The organism is Bradyrhizobium sp. SZCCHNS3052 (genome assembly GCF_032484495.1).
Taxonomy (GTDB): domain Bacteria; phylum Pseudomonadota; class Alphaproteobacteria; order Rhizobiales; family Xanthobacteraceae; genus Bradyrhizobium.
Map to the genome: position 1 here is coordinate 1,603,259 of NZ_JAUETB010000001.1, position 20,473 is coordinate 1,623,731.

Here is a 20,473-nt window from a genome sequence, read left to right on the forward strand (position 1 = left end):
ATTGCGAAAAACCAACGCATTTGTGTTGCGACAAGGTCAATAAACTCGGTGTATGCTTGATTTCAGCCGGACGAAGATTCACGGTGCAGGTCGACTGCAACCCGGGCGGACATCAGCAAGATGTCATCTTCGGAGTGATACAATCGGGGCGTTCGTGCCAAACGACAGCACCGTTGTAGAATAGACATAAGAACAGACCACCCAAACAAACTCTTTGTGTGACGGACTTGATATCCGCGAAAGTTGGACTCGTCGGAATAGACCCGTTCGAACGCGACTCGTTCGAAATCGACCCTTTTCGAAATTGACGTCGTTCAAGCAGAGATCGCCAACAAAGAGATCGTCCAGGAGGTCAATATGTCAGCACTCGCTGATCTCGTGTCGACCGCAACCGCACGCCCGAATCCTCGCGGCTGCGATCTGCCGACATGCCCGGTCTGCTCCGACTCCATGATTGCCGCGGAGGCGTCGGCATATTTGGCTGACAATGCGATCAGCTATCTCTGGACCTGCGACACCTGCGGCTATGGCTTCGTCACCAAGCACTCCGTGAAAAGCCGCTTCGTGTGCAACTGAACGGTCTGCAACTGAACGGCGCCAGGGCGAGAGAGTTCCGCGACGTGATGTCGCGGCCGTTCCGTCGCTGAGGATAACGCGACCGTCGGGCAGGTCGGCAATGCATGATCAGCACAATTTCAAGAGGGCCGGCGCATAGGGCCGGGCTCACAACGAGCTGGCGGCCTTCACCTGAAGCGGCCGTCAGCCGGCGCGCGGGGCGATGTCGCCGCGCGCCCAATCGGCCTTGGTGCGCTCGTAGAATTCCGTGAAGCGCCCTTGTGCGATCGCCGCGCGCATCCCGGCCATCAATTGCTGGAAGTAGGCAATGTTGATTTCCGACAGCAGCGTGGCGCCGAGCGCCTCGCCGGCCTTGATCAGATGATGCAGATAGGCGCGGGCATAGCTGCGCGCCGCCGGCCACGGGCTCTCCTCATCCAGCGGCCTGTCATCATCGGCATGACGCGCATTGCGCAGGTTCACCGGCCCGAAGCGTGTGTAGGCGACGCCGTGGCGGCCGTTGCGGGTCGGCAGCACGCAGTCGAACATGTCGATGCCGCGCCGGACCGACTCCAGGAGATCGTCAGGCGTGCCGACGCCCATCAGGTAGCGCGGACGGTCGGCCGGCAGCACCGGCGCGGTCGCCTCGATCATCTCGAGCATGACCGCCTGCGGCTCGCCGACGGCCAGGCCGCCGATCGCATAGCCGTGGAAGCCGATGTCGACCAGCGCCTGCGCGCTGGCGACGCGCAGTGCGGGCACATCGCCGCCCTGCACGATGCCGAACAGCATGTAGCCTGCCGGCGCACTCTCGAACGCGCGGCGGCAGCGTTCGGCCCAGCGCAGCGACAGCCGCATCGCGCGCTCGATATCGTCGCGCTCGGCCGGCAGCCGCACGCATTCGTCGAGCTGCATCGCGATGTCGGAGTTGAGCAGGCGCTGCACCTCGATGGCGCGCTCCGGTGACAGCTCGATTTTCGCCCCGTCGATGTGCGAGCGGAACGTCACCGCCTGCTCGGTCACCTTGCGTAAACCCGACAGCGACATCACCTGGAAGCCGCCGGAATCGGTCAGCATCGGCCCGCCCCAGCCGGTGAAGCGCTGCAGGCCGCCGAGCGCGGCGATGCGCTCCGCCGTGGGCCGCAGCATCAGGTGATAGGTGTTGCCGAGCACGATGTCGGCGCCGGCCTCGCGGACGTCGCGCCAGTGGATGCCCTTCATGGCGCCGGCGGTGCCGACCGGCATGAAGGCCGGGGTGCGGACCACGCCATGCGGCGTCGTCAGCCGGCCGGTGCGGGCCGCGCCGTCATTGCCGAGCAGTTCGAAATGGTTGGGAAGGTCGGCGGCCGAGGAGCTCATGGCCGGCTTATTGCGTCAGGATGGCCCCCGATTCAACCGCGATGGCGCCGTTTTCGTCCATTTCGGCCGTTGACGGCGGTTCCGACCGCCCCTATGGTCCCGCGCCATGTCGATCTCGACCAAACGCACGACGAAAACCACCAAGCCCACGAGGGCCTCGGGAGGCGTGCGCGCGTAGTCGAACTCGATTGCGACCATCTTCGAACCGAAGCCCCGCCTGATGAAGGTCCGGGGCTTTTTTATTGCCCGAATTTCAACCGGAGACTTGAGACGTGTCCCACGATCCCACCATTGCCATCGTCGGCGTGACCGGCGCCGTCGGCGCCGAATTCATCGCCACCCTGGACCGCCGCAACGTCCGTGTCGGCCAGCTCAAGGCGCTGGCGAGCGCCCGCTCGGCCGGCCAGACCCTGACCTTCCGCGGCCAGACCATCGTGATCGAGGAGCTGACCGAACGCTCCTTCGAGGGCGTCGACATCGCGCTGTTCTCGGCCGGCGGCGGCATTTCCAAGAAGTTCGCGCCCATCGCCGTGCGCTCTGGCGCCGTCGTGGTCGACAATTCCTCGGCCTTCCGCATGGATCCGAACGTGCCGCTGGTGATCCCGGAGATCAACGCCCGCCGAATCCGCGACCACAAGGGCATCATCGCCAATCCAAACTGCGCGGCCATCACGGCGCTGGTGCCGCTGTGGCCGATCCATCAGAAGAATCGCATCAAGCGCGTGATCATCTCGACCTATCAGGCCGCCAGCGGCGCCGGTGCGGCGGCGATGGACGAGCTGATGCAGTCGACCCGCGCGAGCCTCAACGGCCAGGTCTATGCGCCCAAGGTGATGCCGCATCCGTTCGCCTTCAACCTGTTCAGCCACAACACCGCCATCGATCCCGAGACCGGCTACAACGACGAGGAAACCAAGGTCATCAACGAGACCCGCAAGATCTTTGAGGACGAAGGCATCGCCATCGGCGTCACCTGCGTCCGCGTGCCGGTGCTGCGCGCCCATTGTGAATCCATCACCTTCGAATGCAAGAAGCCGATCTCGGAGGACGACGTCCGCCGCATCCTGGCGACCGCGCCCGGCGTGCGCGTGGTCGACGACCGCGCCAAGAACTACTTCCCGATGCCCGTCGACGCCTCCGGCCAGGACGACGTGCTGGTCGGCCGCATCCGCAAGGATCTGTCCGATCCGTCAGGCCACTCGATCGCGATGTTCGTTGCCGCCGATCAGTTGCTCAAGGGCGCTGCGCTCAATGCGGTACAGATCGCCGAGCTCCTGCCCGAGCGGGCGATGGCGTAGCTCTCAGGGCGAACTTGCAGGGTGGGCCTTTTGCCCACCCTACGGCTCGACGATGCGCTCGTCTGGCTGACGAAACAACAGGCACGCATCGCCATACGAATAGAAGCGATAGCCGCTGCGGATCGCATGCGCATAGGCCGCGTGCATCGTCTCCAAGCCGGCGAAGGCTGAGACCAGCATGAACAGCGTCGAGCGTGGCAGATGGAAGTTGGTCATCAGGATATCGACCGCGCGGAAGCGATAGCCGGGCGTGATGAAGATCGACGTCTCCGCCTCGAACGGCGCGATCGTGCCGTCGGGCTGCGCCGCGCTCTCCACGAGCCGCAGCGACGTCGTGCCGACCGCGACGATGCGGCCGCCCTTGGCGCGCGCCTCGTTCAATGCGGCCGCCGTGTCCGGCGTGAGACTGCCCCACTCCGCATGCATGCGGTGGCCTTCGGTGTCATCGACCTTCACGGGCAGGAACGTGCCGGCGCCGACATGCAGGGTGACACGCTGCAGCCCGACGCCACGCTCTCGCAGCCGCTGCTCAAGCGTCGGCGTGAAATGCAGCCCAGCCGTCGGCGCAGCCACCGCGCCCTCTTTGGCCGCGAACATGGTCTGATAATCTGTCGCGTCCTGCTCGTCTGCGGGCCGCTTGCCGGCGATGTAGGGCGGCAGCGGCGGCCGGCCGAGATCGGCGATCGCTTGGTCGAGCGCGGGCCCATGGAACACAAAGGACAGCGTCAGCTCGCCCTCCTCGCCCTTGGCCTCGACGGTGGCGTCGAGATGGCCGAGCAGGCAGACCTTGCCCTCGTTGCCGAACCGGATCGTATCGCCTGGCGCGAGCTTCTTGGCGGGCCGCACCAGCGCCTGCCAGCGCGAGCCGTCGAGGCGCTTGATCAGGGTCGCCTCGATCTTCGCCTCGGTCTCGCGGCTGATGCGCCGACCGGACAGCTGCGCCGCGATCACCTTGGTGTCGTTGACGACGAGCTGATCACCGGGCTCCAGCCAGTCCGGCAGGTCGGCGACCGTGCGGTCGCGCAGGACACCGTCGCCCTGCACCACCAGCATGCGCGCGGACTCGCGCGGGCTCGCCGGGCGGAGCGCGATGTTTTCGGGGGGAAGATGGAAATCGAACAGGTCGGTGCGCATGATCAGAGCGAGTAGCGAATAGGGAATGGCGAATAGACGACTCGCTATTCGCTACTCCCTACTCGCGTATTGCGGCCTTTGCCGCGATACTAAGCCGCGTCGGCGGCCATGTAGGCCTTCACGATCTTGTCCGGGTTCTGCACCGGCTCGCCGCGCTTGATCTTGTCGACGTTCTCCATGCCCTCGGTGACCTTGCCCCAGACCGTGTACTGCTTGTCCAGGAAGCGGGCGTCGTCGAAGCAGATGAAGAACTGGCTGTCGCCAGAATCAGGATTGGCCGCACGCGCCATCGAGGCGGTGCCACGAACATGCGGCTCGGCGTTGAACTCGGCCTTCAGCTTCTTGCCGGAGCCGCCGGTGCCAGTGCCCTGCGGGCAGCCGGTCTGCGCCATGAAGCCGTCGATGACGCGGTGGAAGACGATGCCGTCGTAGAAGCCCTCGCGGACGAGCTCCTTGATGCGCGCGACATGGCCGGGCGCGAGATCGGGACGCATCTCGATCGTGACGGGGCCCTGAGTGGTCTCGAGGATCAAGGTATTTTCGGTCACAGCCATTCTGGTCTCTCGGTTTTTGTAGAATTGACGGGGGTCAGGACAAAGCAAATCCTGGGTCTGAAATGTCGCGGCGCCTTCCCATGTGCGGCCGTCACCCCTCCTGACGGCAATCCGAGCACGACGAGGCCCGCGATGCTGGCCCAGAATAGACCCAATGCGCTTAAAGCTGAAGCCACCGGCCCTGTCGATGTGACGGGGCGGCAGAATCGGCATGCCTCCGCGACGTGGCAAAAGGTTCCTTAAGGCTCGGGGGAACCCGGGCGCGAGACCCGGGCATGCCCCCGCTCTGCCTGCCTACTTGATGTCCGAGGCGACCTGAACCTTCACCATCTTGTCCGGATCGGTGACGGCACCGCCCGACGAGCCCGGAGGCGCCTTCTTGAGCTTGTCGACGACGTCCATGCCCTGCACGACCTCGCCGATCACGGTGTATTGGCCGTTGAGGAAGGACGCATCGCCGAAGCAGATGAAGAACTGCGAGTTGGCAGAATCGACGCTATCGCCCCGACGCGCCATGCCGACGGTGCCGCGCTTGAACGGCGTGCTCGAAAACTCCTGCTTCAGGTTCGGGTACTTCGAGCCGCCGGTGCCATTGAAGTTCTGGCCGTCGCCGGTCTGCGCCATGAAGCCGTCCATGACGCGGTGGAACGGCACGTTGTTGTAGAAGCCCTCGCGCGCCAGCGTCTTCAGTCGCTCGGCATGCTGTGGCGCCAGATCGGTGCGCAGCTTGATGATGATGCGGCCCTTGGTGGTGTCGATGACCAGGGCATTCTGCTTGTCGAGGCCGGCAGGCAGCGACTGGGCCAGCGCCGGCAATGCGAACACGAGAGCAAAGACGAAGGCGAGAGCGCGGATCATGGCAACTCCGATGACATGAGACGATGAGGAGAGGAAGGCACCGCCGGAAGCGGCCGGTGCCCGAAGGATCACTTGAACTTGGCCTTGAGACTTTCGGCCACCGACGGAGGCACGAAATGCGAGATCTCGCCGCCCATGGCGGCGATCTGGCGAACCAGCGTGGCCGCGATCGGACGGACACCCACCGAGGCTGGAACGAACACCGTCTGGACCTGCGGTGCCATGGTCTGGTTCATGCCGGCCAACTGCATCTCGTAGTCGAAATCGGTACCGTCGCGCAGGCCCCGGATCATCATGATCGCACCGGCCTTTTGCGCGGCGGTGACGGTCAGATTGTCGTAGGTCGAAGCCTCGAAGCCGCAGCCCGCCGCGGCTGCGACGGGACCGAAGATCTCGTGCGCCATCGCCAGCCGCTCCTCGGTCGAGAACAGCGGCTTCTTGCCGTGATGCACGCCGACCGCGACGATCAGGCGATCGCAGAGATGAACGGCCTGCCGGACCACATCGAGATGGCCGTTGGTGACGGGATCGAACGAGCCCGGATAGAGCGCAATGCGTTGCATGCGCCCGTCCTATACCGCCCGGAACAGGCCGGCAAGCCGCCGTCAGGCCCGCTGGCGTGGCTGTGATGGGCAAAGAGCGGCCGAGAGGCCGCACCGCAATGAAATGGGTTGCGACACCGGGGAGCCGGAACTGTGGTCGGCTACCGCGATTGTTTCATCGGAACTCGGGACACGAAACACGCTCGCGCCGAGACGAAACCAATTCGCCCGTTCCGCGAAGACGTCTCGAAACCCGAACTGATTATCAAATCCTTAACGAACAACGGGCCGAACGGCCCAGACAGGGGACCGTCATGATCAAAGCGCTATCTGCAGTCGCAGCGGCCGGCTTGGTGGCTGCCGGCATCACCCTCCTGCCCGGCTTCGCTCCTCAGGTCGAAGCCAGCGTGCCGCGTCCGCTCGCCAAGGCGGACCGCCTGGACATTCGACCGATCGGCCGCGACTGCTCACAGCAGGCCTGGCCGAACTTCGAAGCGGGCTGCCTGCGCAGCGCCGGAACCAGAGGAACGGTCCGCGAGGCCAGGATGGTCTCCGTCGAGCGGACGGAGTAAGCGAATAGCTGCTCACTATTCGTCGGTCGCGCCTTCACTCGCCATTTGCCTGCTCGCTGGCCCCGTTGCCGTTCTCGGCCTCCTCGCCGATATGCTCCACCGACACGACATGCTCATCATCGGCGGTGTCGAACACGATGACGCCCTGGGTCGAGCGTCCCGCGATGCGGATGCCGTCGACGGGGCAACGGATCAACTGCCCCTTGTCCGTCACCAGCATGATCTGATCGCCATCCTCGACCGGGAATGAGGCGACGAGCTTGCCGTTGCGGTTGTTGACGGACATCGCGACGATGCCTTTGCCGCCGCGGCCGGTGGTGCGGTACTCGTAGGACGAGGTGCGCTTGCCGTAGCCGTTGACCGAGACGGTCAGCACCACCTGCTCCTGCGCCGACATCTCGACATAGCGTTCCTGCGACAGCTGGATCGCGCCAGCGGCCGCCTCCTCGCCCTCGGTCTCGACCGGCTCCTCGGTGGCAGCATCGCCCGACATCGCCCGGCGCATCTTCAAGTACGCGGTACGCTCGTCCGAGGTCGTTTCGACATGGCGCAGGATCGACAGCGAAATCACCTTGTCGCCGCCGGCGAGCGCGATGCCGCGCACGCCCATCGAGGTCCGCCCGGTGAAGACGCGCACGTCGGTGACGGGGAATCGGATGCACTGCCCGCCCGACGCCGTGAGCAGCACGTCGTCACGCTCGGTGCAGATCTGCACGTTGACGATCTCCTCGCCCTCGTCGAGCTTCATCGCGATGATGCCGGAGCGGCGCACGTCGACGAAATCCGACAGCTTGTTGCGGCGGACGTTGCCGCCGGTGGTGGCGAACATCACGTCGAGATTGGCCCACGAGGATTCATCCTCCGGCAGCGGCATGATCGTGGTGATGCGCTCGCCCTGCTCCAGCGGCAGGATGTTGATCAGCGCCTTGCCGCGCCCGTTGGGCGCCGCGATCGGCAGCCGCCAGACCTTCTCCTTGTAGACCTGGCCGCGCGACGAGAAGAACAGCACCGGCGTGTGCGTGGAGGCCACGAACAGCCGGCTGACGAAATCCTCCTCGCGGGTCTGCATGCCCGAGCGGCCCTTGCCGCCGCGGCGCTGCGCCCGATAGGCCGACAGCGGCACGCGCTTGGTGTAGCCGGCATGCGACACGGTCACGACCATGTCCTCGCGCTGGATCAGGTCCTCGTCCTCGACCTCGCCTTCCTGCTCGGCAATCACGGTGCGGCGCGGCGTGCCGAACTCCGCCTTGATCGCGGCGAGCTCGTCCTTGATGATCCCCTGCACTCGCGCCCGCGAGCGCAGGATGTCGAGATAGTCGTTGATCTCGACCTTGAGCTTGTCGAGCTCATCGGAAATCTCTTCACGGCCGAGCGCGGTCAGGCGCTGCAGACGCAGGTCGAGAATCGCCTTGGCCTGCTCGAACGACAGCCGGATGGTGCCGTCCTCGGCGAGGCGATGACGCGGATCGTCGATCAGCGTGATGATGGCCTCGACGTCGCGCGCCGGCCAGTCGCGCGACATCAACGCCTCGCGCGCGGACGCAGGATCGGGCGAGGTCCTGATGACCCGGATGACCTCGTCGATATTGGCCACGGCCACGGCGAGACCGACCAGGATGTGGGCGCGGTCGCGCGCCTTGTTGAGCAGGAACTTCGTCCTGCGCGTGACGACACGCTCGCGGAACGCGACGAAGATCGTCAGCAGGTCCTTCAACGTCATCGTCTGCGGGCGGCCGCCGTCGAGCGCCAGCATGTTGGCGGCGAAGCTCGTCTGCAGCGGCGTGAACTTGTAGAGCTGGTTGAGCACGACGTCCGGCACGGCGTCGCGCTTCAGCTCGACGACGACCCGGTAGCCGTCGCGATCGCTCTCGTCGCGCAGGTCGGCAACGCCTTCGACCTTCTTCTCGCGCACCAATTCGGCGATGCGCTCGACCATCGTGGCCTTGTTCACCTGGTAGGGAATCTCGGAGATGATGATCGCCTCGCGATCCTTGCGGATCGTGTCGATCGTCACCTTGCCGCGCATCATGATCGAGCCGCGGCCCAGATGATAGGCCGAGCGGACGCCGGCGCGTCCAAGAATGATGCCCCCGGTCGGGAAATCCGGGCCCGGAATGATGTTGATGAGTTCGTCGATCGTGAGCGTGGGATTGTCGATCAGCGCGATGCAGGCATCGATCACCTCGCCGAGATTGTGCGGCGGGATGTTGGTGGCCATGCCGACCGCGATGCCGCCGGCGCCATTGACCAGCAGATTCGGATATTTGGCCGGAAGAACCGACGGTTCCTTGTCCGAATTGTCGTAGTTCGGCTGGAAGTCGACGGTATCCTTGTCGATGTCGTCGAGCAGCGGGATCGCCGACTTCGCGAGCTTCGCTTCGGTGTATCGGTAGGCGGCCGGCGGATCGCCGTCGACGGAGCCGAAATTGCCCTGGCCGTCGATCAGCGGCACGCGCATCGAGAAGTCCTGCGCCATGCGCACCATGGCGTCGTAGATCGACTGGTCGCCATGCGGATGGTATTTACCGATGACGTCACCGACCACGCGCGCGGACTTGACGTATTTCTTGTCGGGCGTGTGCCCCTGCTCGTACATCGAATAGAGGATGCGCCGATGCACCGGCTTCAGGCCGTCGCGCGCATCGGGCAGCGCTCGCGACACGATCACGCTCATCGCGTAATCGAGGTAGGAGCGCTTCATCTCATCGAGGATGGAGACGGGACGAATGTCGGAAGGTCCGCCCGGCTCGCCGGGCTTCTCATCTTCTTTATCGGACAAAGGGGATACCGGTCGGTTTTGACACGCGAAAATCGCTTAGAATCATATAGCGCAGGAGCGTGCCGCAGGCCACCCCCAAGGCGATCCGAAGAGCGCTTTTTCTGCTCGCCTTTCCAGTCACTTAACCGGTTGCCGCGGCCGCCCATGGCAGGCTCCGGGAACCGTCTTCGGCTACGGCCCGAAGACGACCTTGTGCATGATGCGTCCCGGCAGCAGCGTGAACAGTCCGGCGATCACCAGGGCGCCGGAAAACAGCATGATCATGGCCCGGCGATGGGCCGCCACCCGGTGCCGGTGCGCAGCCCACACCGCCAGCGGCAGCACGGCCAGCGTGTAGATCGACAGCAGGTGGATCGGGCTCCATGGACCGACCAACCGGATGGTGTGAATCCAGAACGAACTGGCTGCAACGGCAACCATGAGCGCGACCCAGATCCAGCCGACCGTTCGATGCGGCACGGTCCCCTTCGGGGCGGCGAACTGAACGAGCCCGAGCGCGAACGCCGTCATCGCGGCGACGGCGTGCAGCTGGACGGCGGGCTCGGCGTCGAGCAGCGGCGCGAAGCTCATGGCAGCCCCCAGAGCTAGATCGCAGCCCGCAGCTCGTGCAGACGTTCCTTGATTGCGTCGACATCCACGCTGCCAGCACGCATCTTGGCTTCGGCTTGGCCTTTCACCAGCCCGCACAGTTCGACGAGCATAGCGTCATGGGCGCATACCGCGTCCATCTTGGTGTAGACGAGATTGTACTCGACGGGCTCCCAGGTCCCAAGATCGGCAAGGTTGTGCTGCATCTGAACCTCGAGGTGATCGAGCGCCGCGGCGAACTTGGCCTCCGCCGTGAGCTTCGCCTCAAATTCATGGAACAGGTCGAATATCTCCTGCCCGCCTCCCCGGGCAAGCGCGACCGGATGACTTCGATCGCCTCGCGCTCCTTGGCGACCTTGGCATCCTTTCGGCTGCCGGTCTCGAAGAAGGGGACGTCTCCGACCAGCGCCTCGACGAGGTCGTGGACGATGATCATCTTCAGCACGCGATCGATCTCGACCGGTCTTTCGAGATGACGGTGCACGAGCAACGCGAGCAGAGACATGCTCCAGCTATGCTCGGCCACGCTCTCGCGGCGCCCGTCAGACAGCCAGCTGTGGCGCAACTCGCGCTTCAGGCCCTCGGCGAGCCGATAGAAGTCGAGGGTCCTTGCCACAGCCTCCATCATCGTACCAACCTCGCACGATCGCTTGCAGCACCCCGGCCGCCCCCCTCGGATGACCGCCGGCCTGCCGTCCAGACACGGGCAAGCCGGCTCGCATCAGCAGCGTCCGCGCGCGCCTCAGAACGGAATGTCGTCGTCCATGTCGCTGTTGCGTCCGCCACCGCCCGCCGAAGCAACCGCGCGGCGCGGCGGCGCCATCGACGGACCGCTGCTGCCGAAATCACCGCCACCCATGTCATCGGAGAAGCTGCCGCCACCGCCGCCCCGGCCATCGAGCATCGTCAGGGTGGAGTTGAAGCCCTGCAGCACGACCTCGGTCGAGTACTTCTCGACACCGCTCTGATCGGTCCATTTGCGGGTCTGCAGCGCGCCCTCGATGTAAACCTTGGCGCCCTTCTTCAAATACTGCTCGGCGACCTTGCAAAGACCTTCGTTGAAGATCACCACGCGGTGCCACTCGGTCTTTTCCTTGCGCTCGCCTGTCGCCTTGTCGCGCCACGTTTCCGACGTCGCAATGCTCAGATTGGCGATCGGCCGCCCATCCTGCGTGCGCCGGATCTCGGGGTCCTTGCCGAGATTGCCGACCAGAATCACCTTGTTCACACTACCCGCCATCACCACTCTCCCGCGGTTCTCGATCATCGGACCGGCCGTCCACACCGGCCTCACGGCGTCCGGTGGCTAACCCTTCCTCTCGCGGCGGACCCTATACGGTTGCCGCGCGGTCCACCCGCCCTGTCCGTTGTTTATCCACATATAGCAGGCGGAAGGCCATTGTTCCAGTTTTGTTCGCGCGCATATGTCTACAACCGTGCGTCGAGTTCCACGGAACTCGATGGAACCGCAAGTTCTCGCAATGGAACCCGGAAAAAGTTCCCTTATTCACGAAAAAGGGATTAACTTTCATTAAGTTAGCCAGCCTCACTTCCTCCTCGGCTGTGGCTTTTGGGAGACGGTATCCAGGGTTGAATCGCGTATATTTGAGGATGGATTGGGGCCGCAAGCGTGGTCGCACCAACTTCACAGACGAGCGTCTCCGGGGACCATTTTGGAGACGCCCAACGCGGGAGACTTGGGATGAAACGAATTTTTCTCGGAGCTGTCAGCTTGATGGTTTTGGGGGCGCTGACGCCGGCGGGAGCCGCCGATCTCGCCGCCCGCCCGTACACGAAGGCCCCGGTGATGGCGCCGGCGCCGCTTCCGACCTGGGCCGGCTTCTACCTCGGCCTGCAGGGCGGCGGCGGCTGGGGCCGCAGCAACGAGACCTTCTTCGGGGCGCCGAATACGGCGATCTTTGCCGGCACCCAGAACTATGACACCAGCGGCGGCTTCGTCGGCGGTGTGGTCGGCTACAACTGGCAGGTCGACAACATCGTGTTCGGTCTCGAGGGCGACTATCACTGGGCCGACATCAACGGCCGGTCGGGCGTCGTCAACGCCGGTCTCGGCGATACCTACTTCACCAGGCTGCGCGGCTTCGGCGACATCAAGGGCCGCCTCGGCTGGGCTGCGGGTCCGGCGCTGTTCTTTGTCAGCGGCGGCGCTGCCGTCGGCGATCTCCAGCACCGCTACGACGCGGCGCTCAATGGTGGCGCGGCCAATAGCTTCGCTCAGAACAACTGGCGCTGGGGTTGGACGATCGGTGCCGGCGCCGAGTACATGTTCGCGCCGAACTGGTCGGCCAAGGTCGAATACAACTATCTCGACTTCGGCAAGAGCTCGATTCAGTACAGCGCGGTTCCGACCAACCGCTCCGAGTGGAGCGACACCGTGCACACCGTCAAGGCGGGCGTCTCCTATCACTTCGGCGGCCCGATCGTGTCGCGCTACTGATTGCACGCAAAAAGCGAATATGTCGAAAGGCCGGCCTCGCGCCGGCCTTTTTTGTGTGCCAGAACCGGCACTTGCCGAGCCGTTGTGTCCTTTGGGTGACGGCTTTTTACGGCGGAAGGAGCTATCAACGTCCGGCGGGTGGGCGTTGGTGAGAGCGTGCGTGCGGGCGTCGGACGTGGTTTGGGGAATGCGATGAGAAGGCTGTTGCTGGGGGCGACAACTTCGCTGGCGCTGGGGATTGCGCCGGCCATCGCTGCCGATCTGCCCGCGCGCACCTTCACCAAAGCGCCTGCGATGATCACGACGATCTATGATTGGAGTGGCTTCTATATCGGCCTGAATGCCGGTGGCGCAGCGGCCCGCACCTGCTGGACCAACAAGGTCAGCTTTGCCGGCGTGGCCGCAACCAACGCGGAAGGCTGCCATGATGCGACCGGCGCGCTGGCGGGCGGCCAGATCGGCTATCGCTGGCAGGCTGGCGGCTGGGTGTTCGGCATCGAAGGTCAAGGCAACTGGGCCAACCTCAAGGGCAGCAACACCAGCCAGTTCGCCCCGGCCGTGACCAACCAGACCAAGATCAACGGCATCGGCGTGTTCACCGGCCAGATCGGCTATTCCTGGAACAACGTGCTCTGGTACGTGAAGGGTGGCGCCGCGGTCGCGGGTGAGAAGTACAACGGCCTCTCCACGGCCACGGGCGTGGTGCTCGACGTGTCCAGCGCCACGCGCTGGGGGGCTGCGGTCGGGACTGGTGTCGAGGTCGGCTTCGCCAAGAACTGGTCGGTCGCAGCCGAATACGAGCACCTGTTCATGGGCAACCGCACCTTCGGCTTCTCGGGTGTTCCCCTTGGAGCCGCGGGCCGGACCGATGCGGTCGGCCAGGACGTCGACATGGCGACGGTCCGCGTGAACTATCGCTGGGGCGGTCCCGTCGTTTCCAAGCACTGACCCTCGAGGGCTGACACTCGGGATCTCACGCGGCGGCGCTTGCCCGGCCTGTCGTCACTCACGCTGTGACACAGCTCCCCCCGTCGGCTCTGGCAGTCGCCGTCTTTACCCGCGCTTAAGCACGATCGGCACATCCCGCCACACGGCTCGTCCCGGTCACGAGTTTGGAAAGCAGTCTCCCTTACAACCAGCCACAGGCCACCTTCGCGTGGGCCCGGATCGGAGGGATCCGGAGCGTGGTGTATTGGGACTGGGGAGAGACGAATGCAGAAGACGACCTTGATCTTGACCGCAAGCGCCGCGGCGCTGGGACTGGCGCCGGCCTCGGCGGCCGACTTCGCGACGCGCCCTTACAGCAAGGCGCCGCCGCCGGCCTATGTCACGCCGCTGCCGAGCTGGGCCGGGTTCTACCTCGGCGTCAATGGCGGCGCCGACTGGAGCCACAATTGCTGGACGCTCAACCGCGTCGGCGGCGTGGCGGTCGTGCCGACCCAGTCCGAAGGCTGCCACAACGCCTCGAGCGGCCTCATCGGCGGCCAGGTCGGCTATCGCTGGCAGGCGGCGAGCTGGGTGTTCGGCGTCGAGGCCCAGGGCAACTGGACCGACCTGAAGTCGTCCAATGCGAGCACGGCTGCGCTGGCCGCGGGCATCACCAACACCACCAAGACCGATGCGATCGGCCTGTTCACCGGCCAGGTCGGCTACGCCTGGGGCAACGTGCTCTGGTACGTGAAGGGCGGCGCCGCCGTCACCCACAACAAATACACCGGCACGGCGAATGCGGCCGCGCCCTTCCCGGTCGGCACACTGCTGGATTCCGCCAGTGAGACCCGCTGGGGCGGCACCGTCGGTACCGGCGTCGAGTTCGGCTTCGCGCCGAACTGGTCGGTCGCCGTCGAGTACGACCACCTGTTCATGGGCTCGCGCGACATCAGCTTCCCGGCCACCGCAACCGTGCTGTCGCGCGTCGATACCATCAAGCAGGACATCGACATGGCGACCGTCCGCGTGAACTATCGATTCGGGGCGCCGATGGGCACGCGCTACTGAAAAAAGCCGCCGCTCGCACGCATTCGGAAAGGCCGGCCCTCGCGCCGGCCTTTTTCGTGTCAACAGCCCGGCAGCGTCGCGGCGTTTTTGTGCTAAATATATGATATATAACGCTTTTTCATTTCTGTGGCGGGCGCGTTACAGCCTCTCCGGGATGCCCTGTGTATGACTTGCCCATCGCTTGTCATTCCAACCTCCCGGGGGAGAATTTGATGAAGAAGTTGCTTGTGATCACGACGGCGCTCGTCGGCATCGCATCCGCCACATCCGCGTCGGCGGCCGACATGGCGGCCCGCCCGTACACCAAGGCGCCGCCGATGGTCGCGCAGATCCTGAGCTGGTCGGGCCTCTACGCCGGCATCCAGGGCGGCGGCGGCTGGGGCACCAGCAAGGAGACCTTCCTCGGCCGCTTCAATGCGCCGGGCTTCCTGGGCACCCAGAACTACAACACCAATGGCGGCTTCGTCGGCGGCGTGGTCGGCTACAACTGGCAGGTCGACAACGTCGTGTTCGGCCTCGAAGGCGACTATCACTGGGCCGACATCAACGGCCGCTCCGCCGTGGTCAATGCCGGCGTCGGCGACACCTTCTTCACCAAGCTGACCAGCTTCGGCGACATCAAGGGCCGCCTCGGCTATGCCGCCGGTCCCGCCCTGTTCTTCGTCAGCGGCGGCGCCGCGGTGGGCCAGTTGCAGCATCGCTATGACGGCGTGCCCGGCAACGTCTTCAGCCAGAACACCACCCGCTGGGGCTATACGGTCGGCGCCGGCGCCGAATACATGTTCGCGCCGAACTGGTCGGCCAAGCTCGAGTACAACTATCTCGACTTCGGCAAGAGCACGATCCAGTACAGCGCTGCGGCGCTCAACCGCTCCGAGTGGAAGGACACCGTTCACACGGTCAAGGCCGGCCTCAGCTACCACTTCGGCGGCCCGGTCATCGCAAAGTACTGATGCCTGCAAACCGACAGGTTCCGAGAAGGGCCGGCGAAAGCCGGCCTTTTTTGTTGCCCTGATGCCACCTTGCCGGCTCGCCACACCCGGAACCAAGTAACTGAGTGACATAGGCTTTCTGGAACTTGGCCGTAAAAACGCGGTTTGGGCGCGAGTGTGTCTTCAGGGTGACGGTAATCCGTACGGAACCGGGCTATAGGAACCTCGTCAACTTGAACGGGTGAGTCTGTTTCGTGCGTAAGCTTATCGGTGCGATGCGGACTTCGAGGAATAAAAATAAACTGGAGACTGGAATGAAGAAGATCCTGCTCGCGACCGTGGCCTTGGCCGCCCTGGCCGCTCCCGCTGCCGCCGCTGATCTTGCCGCACGCCCGACCTACACCAAGGCCCCGGTTGCCGCGCCGGTGCTGACCTGGACCGGCTTCTACATCGGTGCCATGGGCGGCTATGCCAACGAGAATGCTGACTTCGCGGCCATGAAGGGCGGCTTCGCCGGCGGCACCGTCGGCTACAACTGGCAGCAGGGTGCTGTCGTGTTCGGCCTCGAGGCCGACGCCGCTTGGGCCGACATCAACGCAAACGTCGGCGCGCTCGGTGTCAACGCCGAGTCCAAGATCCGCGACTGGGGCACTGTCCGCGGCCGCATCGGCTACGCCTTCGGCCCGACCCTGCTGTACGCGACCGGTGGTTACGCCTGGGCCGACAACCGCATCTCGCTGACGGCCCCCGGCTTCGCCGCTGCCGACAGCAAGATCCACTCCGGCTGGACCGTCGGCGCTGGCGTCGAGTACATGTTCGCCCCGAACTGGTCGCTGAAGGGCGAGTACCTCTACAAGAGCTTCGGTGGCGAGAGCTACACCTTCACCGGCCTCGGCACGCTCACGACCGGCACCCTCAACGTGCATTCCGGTCAGGTCGGCATCAACTACCACTTCTAAGTTTTTGCCTCCGGGCCAACGCACACAGCCTCCGCTCTGCCAGAGCGGAGGCTTTTTCTTTGTGGGATCGTGCACAAAACAGGACGGAACCGGTCCGCCTCCTGCCAGTCGCTGCCATTCCCTGAGCGCATTGTTGATGATTCGCTGACGGCACTGGAAATCCAGCTCCGTTCTTCCTACGTTCCGACCATACCTTTTCCCCCTGGCGTCCGATGGCCGGCTTCCGGCGAAACGCGCCTGCAACGATGGCGCGACTCTGCGCCGTGGGACGATCGTCATGGATGAAGTGCTCAAGGCCAAGCAGCGCGCGCAAGCCAACCAGTCGAGCCTGCGGGCCATCACCATCCGCGGCGCCCGCGAGCACAATCTGAAAAACATCGACGTCGAGATCCCGCGCGACAGGCTCGTCGTGTTCACCGGCCTGTCCGGCTCCGGCAAGTCCTCGCTCGCCTTCGATACGATCTACGCCGAGGGCCAGCGCCGCTACGTCGAATCGCTGTCGGCTTATGCCCGCCAGTTCCTGGAGATGATGCAGAAGCCGGACGTCGACCAGATCGACGGCCTGTCGCCGGCGATCTCGATCGAGCAGAAGACGACCTCGAAGAACCCGCGCTCGACGGTCGGCACCGTCACCGAGATCTACGACTACATGCGCCTGCTGTGGGCGCGCGTCGGCGTGCCCTACTCCCCGGCGACCGGCCTGCCGATCGAAAGCCAGACCGTCTCGCAGATGGTCGACCGCGTGCTGGCGATGCCCGAGGGCACCCGCCTCTATCTGCTGGCGCCGGTCGTGCGCGGCCGCAAGGGCGAGTACAAGAAGGAGCTCGCCGAATATCTCAAGAAGGGCTTTCAGCGCGTCAAGATCGACGGCACCTTCCATGAGCTCGCCGAGGCGCCGACGCTCGACAAGAAGTTCCCGCACGATATCGACGTCGTCGTCGACCGCATCGTCGTGCGCCCCGACATCGGCCAGCGTCTCGCAGAAAGCTTCGAGACTGCGCTGAAGCTCGCCGAAGGCCTGGCCGTCATCGAGTTCGCGGACGCTCCCGCCTCGGCCGCGCCGGCGGAGGAGAAGGAAAAGAAGAAAACCGCAAAGATCCACGACAAGAGCGGGCCCGAGCGCATCCTGTTCTCGGAGAAGTTCGCCTGCCCGGTCTCCGGCTTCACGATCCCCGAGATCGAGCCGCGGCTGTTCTCGTTCAACAACCCCTACGGCGCCTGCCCGGAATGCGGCGGCCTGGGGGTCGAGCAGCACGTCGATGCCGACCTCGTCATTCCCGACAAGGACGTCACCCTGCGCAAGGGCGCGATCGCGCCCTGGGCCAAGTCGTCGTCGCCCTATTACCTGCAGACGCTGACCGCGCTCGGCAAGTTCTACAAGTTCACGCTGGACACCAAGTGGAAGGACCTGCCGAAGAAGACGCAGAACGCGCTGCTGCACGGCTCCGGCGACGACGAGATCAAGTTCACCTATGAGGACGGCGTCCGCGCCTACGACACCAAGAAGCCGTTCGAGGGCGTCATCACCAACATCGAGCGCCGCTTCCGCGAGACCGAGAGCGAGTGGGCGCGCGAGGAGCTCGGCAAATACTTCAACGACGTGCCCTGCGCCGGCTGCAAGGGTTTTCGGCTGAAGCCCGAGGCGCTGTGCGTCAAGGTCGGCGGCAAGCACATCGGCGAGATCAGCGACCTCTCCGTCAAGGCCGCCGGAGAATGGTTTGCCGAGGTGCCGAAGGCCCTGAACGCGCAGCAGACCGAGATCGCCACGCGAATCCTGAAGGAGATCCGCGACCGCCTCACCTTCCTGCTCGACGTCGGCCTCAACTACCTGACCCTGGCGCGCTCCTCCGGCACGCTGTCCGGCGGCGAGAGCCAGCGCATCCGCCTGGCGTCGCAGATCGGCTCGGGGCTGACCGGCGTGCTCTACGTGCTCGACGAGCCGTCGATCGGCCTGCACCAGCGCGACAATGCCCGCCTGCTCGACACGCTGAAGCGGCTGCGCGACCTTGGCAACACCGTCATCGTCGTCGAACATGACGAGGACGCGATTCGCCTCGCCGACTATGTGCTCGACATCGGTCCCGGCGCCGGCACCCATGGCGGCCACATCGTCGCCGAGGGCACTCCGGCCGAGATCATGCGCAATCCGGCGTCGCTGACCGGCAAATATCTCACCGGCGAGCTCGAGGTCGAGGTGCCCGAGCGGCGGCCGCCGAACCATCGCCGCACCATCAAGGTCGTCAACGCCCGCGGCAACAATCTGAAGAACGTCTCGGCCGAGATCCCGCTCGGCCTGTTCACCGCGATCACAGGCGTGTCCGGCGGCGGCAAGTCGACGCTCCTGATCGACACGCTCTACAAGGCGATCGCACGCAAGCTCAACGGCGCCAACGAGGCCGCCGCGCCGCACGACCGCATCGAGGGGCTGGAGCATATCGACAAGATCATCGACATCGACCAGTCGCCGATCGGCCGCACGCCGCGCTCAAACCCCGCGACCTATACCGGCGCGTTCACGCCGATCCGCGAATGGTTCGCCGGCCTCCCCGAATCCAAGGCGCGCGGCTACGAGCCGGGCCGGTTCTCGTTCAACGTCAAGGGTGGCCGCTGCGAGGCGTGCCAGGGCGACGGCGTCATCAAGATCGAGATGCACTTCCTGCCCGACGTCTACGTCACCTGCGACGTCTGCAAGGGCAAGCGCTACAACCGCGAGACGCTCGACGTGCTGTTCAAGGGCAAGTCGATCGCCGACGTGCTCGACATGACGGTCGAGGAGGCCGCGGAGTTCTTCAAGGCGGTGCCGCGCGTGCGCGACACCTTCGAGACCCTGCGCCGCGTCGGCCTCGACTACATCCATGTCGGCCAGCAGGCCACCACGCTGTCCGGCGGCGAGGCCCAGCGCGTCAAGCTCGCCAAGGAGCTCTCCAAGCGCGCCACCGGCCGCACGCTCTACATCCTGGACGAGCCGACGACGGGCCTGCACTTCCACGACGTCAAGAAGCTCTTGGAGGTGCTGCACGAGCTGGTCGCGCAGGGCAACACGGTGGTCGTGATCGAGCACAATCTCGAGGTCATCAAGACCGCCGACTGGGTCATCGACCTCGGCCCCGAAGGCGGCGACGGCGGCGGCGAGATCGTCGCCTGGGGCCCGCCGGAAGATATCGTCAAGGCGCCGCGCAGCTACACCGGGCAGTTCCTCAAGCCGGTGCTGGAGAAGTCGGCCAAGCCGAAGAAGCGCGGCCGCGGCGCCGCCAGCGAGGCGGCGGAGTAGTTGCCCTCAACTCCCTTGTATCGATCGTCATTGCGAGCGAAGCGAAGCAATCCAGGGCCGCGTACGCGACTCTGGATTGCTTCGTCGCTGCGCTCCTCGCAATGACGCATGTGGTCGATACCGGTTCATCACAGCAAAGCCCGCCGCTCCCTGCAGAGCGGCGGGCTCGATGTTTCTGCAACGAACTCAGATTACCACTGGCGATAATACCCGCTCCGCGTGCCGTTGTTGTTGCCGCGCGGGCCGACGTCGCCCTGGGTCGAGCTTGGGGTCGGGTGGTTGGTGCCGTTGTAGCCGGCGCCCCAGCCCGGGCCGTCATACGGGCCCGGCGCGACGGCGACGTAGCCTTCCTCATAGACCGGCCCTGGCGCCCAGGCGAAGGAATCGCGGTAGGCATAGGTGCTGGTGACCTGGCCGCCATAGCCGTAGCCGCCCGGCCCGTATTCGCCGGCCGAGGCGCCGATCGTGCCGGCGACCAGCGTGACGGCGGTGAGCGCTGCCAATCCAAACGTGCGTGTCATGAACTTGCTCCGTTGTTCCCAATTCATCGAGGAACAAACCATCGTCATGCCCCGGCAGTTCCGCCACCCGCCACAACATGTGTGCGACACAACGT

General features: G+C 65.0%; 18 protein-coding genes and 1 pseudogene. 9 read left to right on the forward strand and 10 right to left on the reverse strand.

The annotated features are described in order from the left end of the window. Positions 1–357: 357 nt before the first annotated feature. Positions 358–576 carry a hypothetical protein gene (locus QX073_RS07290; RefSeq protein WP_315751042.1) on the forward strand — a complete coding sequence of 73 codons (219 nt, stop codon included), beginning with the start codon at positions 358–360 and terminating at the stop codon, positions 574–576. Between the two features lie 183 nt (positions 577–759). On the opposite strand, the gene tgt is transcribed toward QX073_RS07290, so the two are convergent. Further along, positions 760–1,914 (reverse strand): tRNA guanosine(34) transglycosylase Tgt, encoded by a 1,155-nt coding sequence (gene tgt, locus QX073_RS07295; RefSeq protein ID WP_316225515.1) that lies wholly within the window; start codon positions 1,912–1,914, stop codon positions 760–762. A gap of 272 nt (positions 1,915–2,186) precedes the next feature. Here tgt and QX073_RS07300 point away from each other — a divergent pair, with 272 nt between their 5' ends. Next, on the forward strand, positions 2,187–3,212 hold the full coding sequence (locus QX073_RS07300; RefSeq protein WP_316225516.1) for an aspartate-semialdehyde dehydrogenase: 1,026 nt from the start codon (positions 2,187–2,189) through the stop codon (positions 3,210–3,212). Positions 3,213–3,251: 39 nt separating this feature from the next. On the opposite strand, the gene queA is transcribed toward QX073_RS07300, so the two are convergent. From queA to coaD, 4 genes are all read right to left on the reverse strand, one after another. After that, positions 3,252–4,346, reverse strand: coding sequence for a tRNA preQ1(34) S-adenosylmethionine ribosyltransferase-isomerase QueA (gene queA, locus QX073_RS07305; protein WP_315711775.1), 1,095 nt, complete (start codon positions 4,344–4,346; stop codon positions 3,252–3,254). Positions 4,347–4,435: 89 nt separating this feature from the next. Next, positions 4,436–4,900, reverse strand: coding sequence for a peptidylprolyl isomerase (locus QX073_RS07310; RefSeq protein WP_315799860.1), 465 nt, complete (start codon positions 4,898–4,900; stop codon positions 4,436–4,438). Between the two features lie 294 nt (positions 4,901–5,194). Then, a complete protein-coding gene (locus tag QX073_RS07315) occupies positions 5,195–5,758 on the reverse strand; it encodes a peptidylprolyl isomerase (protein WP_315711771.1) in 564 nt (187 codons plus the stop codon). 68 nt (positions 5,759–5,826) lie between these two features. Then, positions 5,827–6,321: a pantetheine-phosphate adenylyltransferase gene (coaD, locus tag QX073_RS07320; protein ID WP_315827550.1), complete on the reverse strand. Its 495-nt coding sequence runs from the start codon at positions 6,319–6,321 to the stop codon at positions 5,827–5,829. Between the two features lie 293 nt (positions 6,322–6,614). Between coaD and QX073_RS07325 the strand changes: the two genes are divergently transcribed. Continuing rightward, positions 6,615–6,872, forward strand: coding sequence for a hypothetical protein (locus tag QX073_RS07325; protein ID WP_315827549.1), 258 nt, complete (start codon positions 6,615–6,617; stop codon positions 6,870–6,872). A gap of 34 nt (positions 6,873–6,906) precedes the next feature. Here the strand turns inward: QX073_RS07325 and gyrA are convergent, their stop codons facing one another. The 4 genes and pseudogenes from gyrA to QX073_RS07350 all read right to left on the reverse strand — a co-directional run bounded on the left by gyrA (position 6,907) and on the right by QX073_RS07350 (position 11,479). Next, positions 6,907–9,651, reverse strand: coding sequence for a DNA gyrase subunit A (gyrA, locus tag QX073_RS07330; RefSeq protein ID WP_316192966.1), 2,745 nt, complete (start codon positions 9,649–9,651; stop codon positions 6,907–6,909). A gap of 171 nt (positions 9,652–9,822) precedes the next feature. After that, complete coding sequence (locus tag QX073_RS07335; protein WP_315827547.1) at positions 9,823–10,221, reverse strand: DUF2306 domain-containing protein; 399 nt, start codon at positions 10,219–10,221, stop codon at positions 9,823–9,825. Positions 10,222–10,235: 14 nt separating this feature from the next. Next, positions 10,236–10,867 (reverse strand): annotated as a pseudogene (locus QX073_RS34395) (HD domain-containing protein). Positions 10,868–10,981: 114 nt separating this feature from the next. Continuing rightward, complete coding sequence (locus QX073_RS07350; RefSeq protein WP_315711764.1) at positions 10,982–11,479, reverse strand: single-stranded DNA-binding protein; 498 nt, start codon at positions 11,477–11,479, stop codon at positions 10,982–10,984. A gap of 462 nt (positions 11,480–11,941) precedes the next feature. Here QX073_RS07350 and QX073_RS07355 point away from each other — a divergent pair, with 462 nt between their 5' ends. The 6 genes from QX073_RS07355 (at position 11,942) to uvrA (ending at position 19,857) form a co-directional block, all read left to right on the forward strand. After that, a complete protein-coding gene (locus QX073_RS07355) occupies positions 11,942–12,697 on the forward strand; it encodes an outer membrane protein (protein ID WP_315711763.1) in 756 nt (251 codons plus the stop codon). Between the two features lie 192 nt (positions 12,698–12,889). Continuing rightward, positions 12,890–13,645, forward strand: coding sequence for an outer membrane protein (locus QX073_RS07360; protein ID WP_316170186.1), 756 nt, complete (start codon positions 12,890–12,892; stop codon positions 13,643–13,645). 264 nt (positions 13,646–13,909) lie between these two features. Further along, complete coding sequence (locus QX073_RS07365) at positions 13,910–14,695, forward strand: outer membrane protein (RefSeq protein WP_315827543.1); 786 nt, start codon at positions 13,910–13,912, stop codon at positions 14,693–14,695. Between the two features lie 212 nt (positions 14,696–14,907). After that, the gene (locus QX073_RS07370) at positions 14,908–15,648 is read left to right on the forward strand and encodes an outer membrane protein (RefSeq protein ID WP_315827542.1); all 741 of its coding nucleotides are present in this window, start codon (positions 14,908–14,910) and stop codon (positions 15,646–15,648) included. 293 nt (positions 15,649–15,941) lie between these two features. Continuing rightward, positions 15,942–16,586, forward strand: a complete 645-nt coding sequence (locus QX073_RS07375; RefSeq protein WP_315827541.1) for a porin family protein — start codon at positions 15,942–15,944, stop codon at positions 16,584–16,586. A gap of 277 nt (positions 16,587–16,863) precedes the next feature. Next, positions 16,864–19,857, forward strand: coding sequence for an excinuclease ABC subunit UvrA (gene uvrA / locus QX073_RS07380; RefSeq protein WP_316225517.1), 2,994 nt, complete (start codon positions 16,864–16,866; stop codon positions 19,855–19,857). A 191-nt stretch (positions 19,858–20,048) separates the two neighbouring features. On the opposite strand, the gene QX073_RS07385 is transcribed toward uvrA, so the two are convergent. After that, the gene (locus QX073_RS07385) at positions 20,049–20,378 is read right to left on the reverse strand and encodes a hypothetical protein (protein ID WP_315751036.1); all 330 of its coding nucleotides are present in this window, start codon (positions 20,376–20,378) and stop codon (positions 20,049–20,051) included. Positions 20,379–20,473 lie beyond the last annotated feature (95 nt).

What these genes read in the sequence shown, in the direction of transcription:
- QX073_RS07290 (WP_315751042.1), top strand. Translation starts at nt 358, where the DNA reads ATGTCAGCACTCGCTGATCTCGTGTCGACCGCAACCGCACGCCCGAAT.
- tgt (WP_316225515.1), bottom strand. Translation starts at nt 1,914, where the DNA reads ATGAGCTCCTCGGCCGCCGACCTTCCCAACCATTTCGAACTGCTCGGC.
- queA (WP_315711775.1), bottom strand. Translation starts at nt 4,346, where the DNA reads ATGCGCACCGACCTGTTCGATTTCCATCTTCCCCCCGAAAACATCGCG.
- QX073_RS07310 (WP_315799860.1), bottom strand. Translation starts at nt 4,900, where the DNA reads ATGGCTGTGACCGAAAATACCTTGATCCTCGAGACCACTCAGGGCCCC.
- QX073_RS07315 (WP_315711771.1), bottom strand. Translation starts at nt 5,758, where the DNA reads ATGATCCGCGCTCTCGCCTTCGTCTTTGCTCTCGTGTTCGCATTGCCG.
- coaD (WP_315827550.1), bottom strand. Translation starts at nt 6,321, where the DNA reads ATGCAACGCATTGCGCTCTATCCGGGCTCGTTCGATCCCGTCACCAAC.
- QX073_RS07325 (WP_315827549.1), top strand. Translation starts at nt 6,615, where the DNA reads ATGATCAAAGCGCTATCTGCAGTCGCAGCGGCCGGCTTGGTGGCTGCC.
- QX073_RS07335 (WP_315827547.1), bottom strand. Translation starts at nt 10,221, where the DNA reads ATGAGCTTCGCGCCGCTGCTCGACGCCGAGCCCGCCGTCCAGCTGCAC.
- QX073_RS07350 (WP_315711764.1), bottom strand. Translation starts at nt 11,479, where the DNA reads ATGGCGGGTAGTGTGAACAAGGTGATTCTGGTCGGCAATCTCGGCAAG.
- QX073_RS07355 (WP_315711763.1), top strand. Translation starts at nt 11,942, where the DNA reads ATGAAACGAATTTTTCTCGGAGCTGTCAGCTTGATGGTTTTGGGGGCG.
- QX073_RS07360 (WP_316170186.1), top strand. Translation starts at nt 12,890, where the DNA reads ATGAGAAGGCTGTTGCTGGGGGCGACAACTTCGCTGGCGCTGGGGATT.
- QX073_RS07365 (WP_315827543.1), top strand. Translation starts at nt 13,910, where the DNA reads ATGCAGAAGACGACCTTGATCTTGACCGCAAGCGCCGCGGCGCTGGGA.
- QX073_RS07370 (WP_315827542.1), top strand. Translation starts at nt 14,908, where the DNA reads ATGAAGAAGTTGCTTGTGATCACGACGGCGCTCGTCGGCATCGCATCC.
- QX073_RS07375 (WP_315827541.1), top strand. Translation starts at nt 15,942, where the DNA reads ATGAAGAAGATCCTGCTCGCGACCGTGGCCTTGGCCGCCCTGGCCGCT.
- uvrA (WP_316225517.1), top strand. Translation starts at nt 16,864, where the DNA reads ATGGATGAAGTGCTCAAGGCCAAGCAGCGCGCGCAAGCCAACCAGTCG.
- QX073_RS07385 (WP_315751036.1), bottom strand. Translation starts at nt 20,378, where the DNA reads ATGACACGCACGTTTGGATTGGCAGCGCTCACCGCCGTCACGCTGGTC.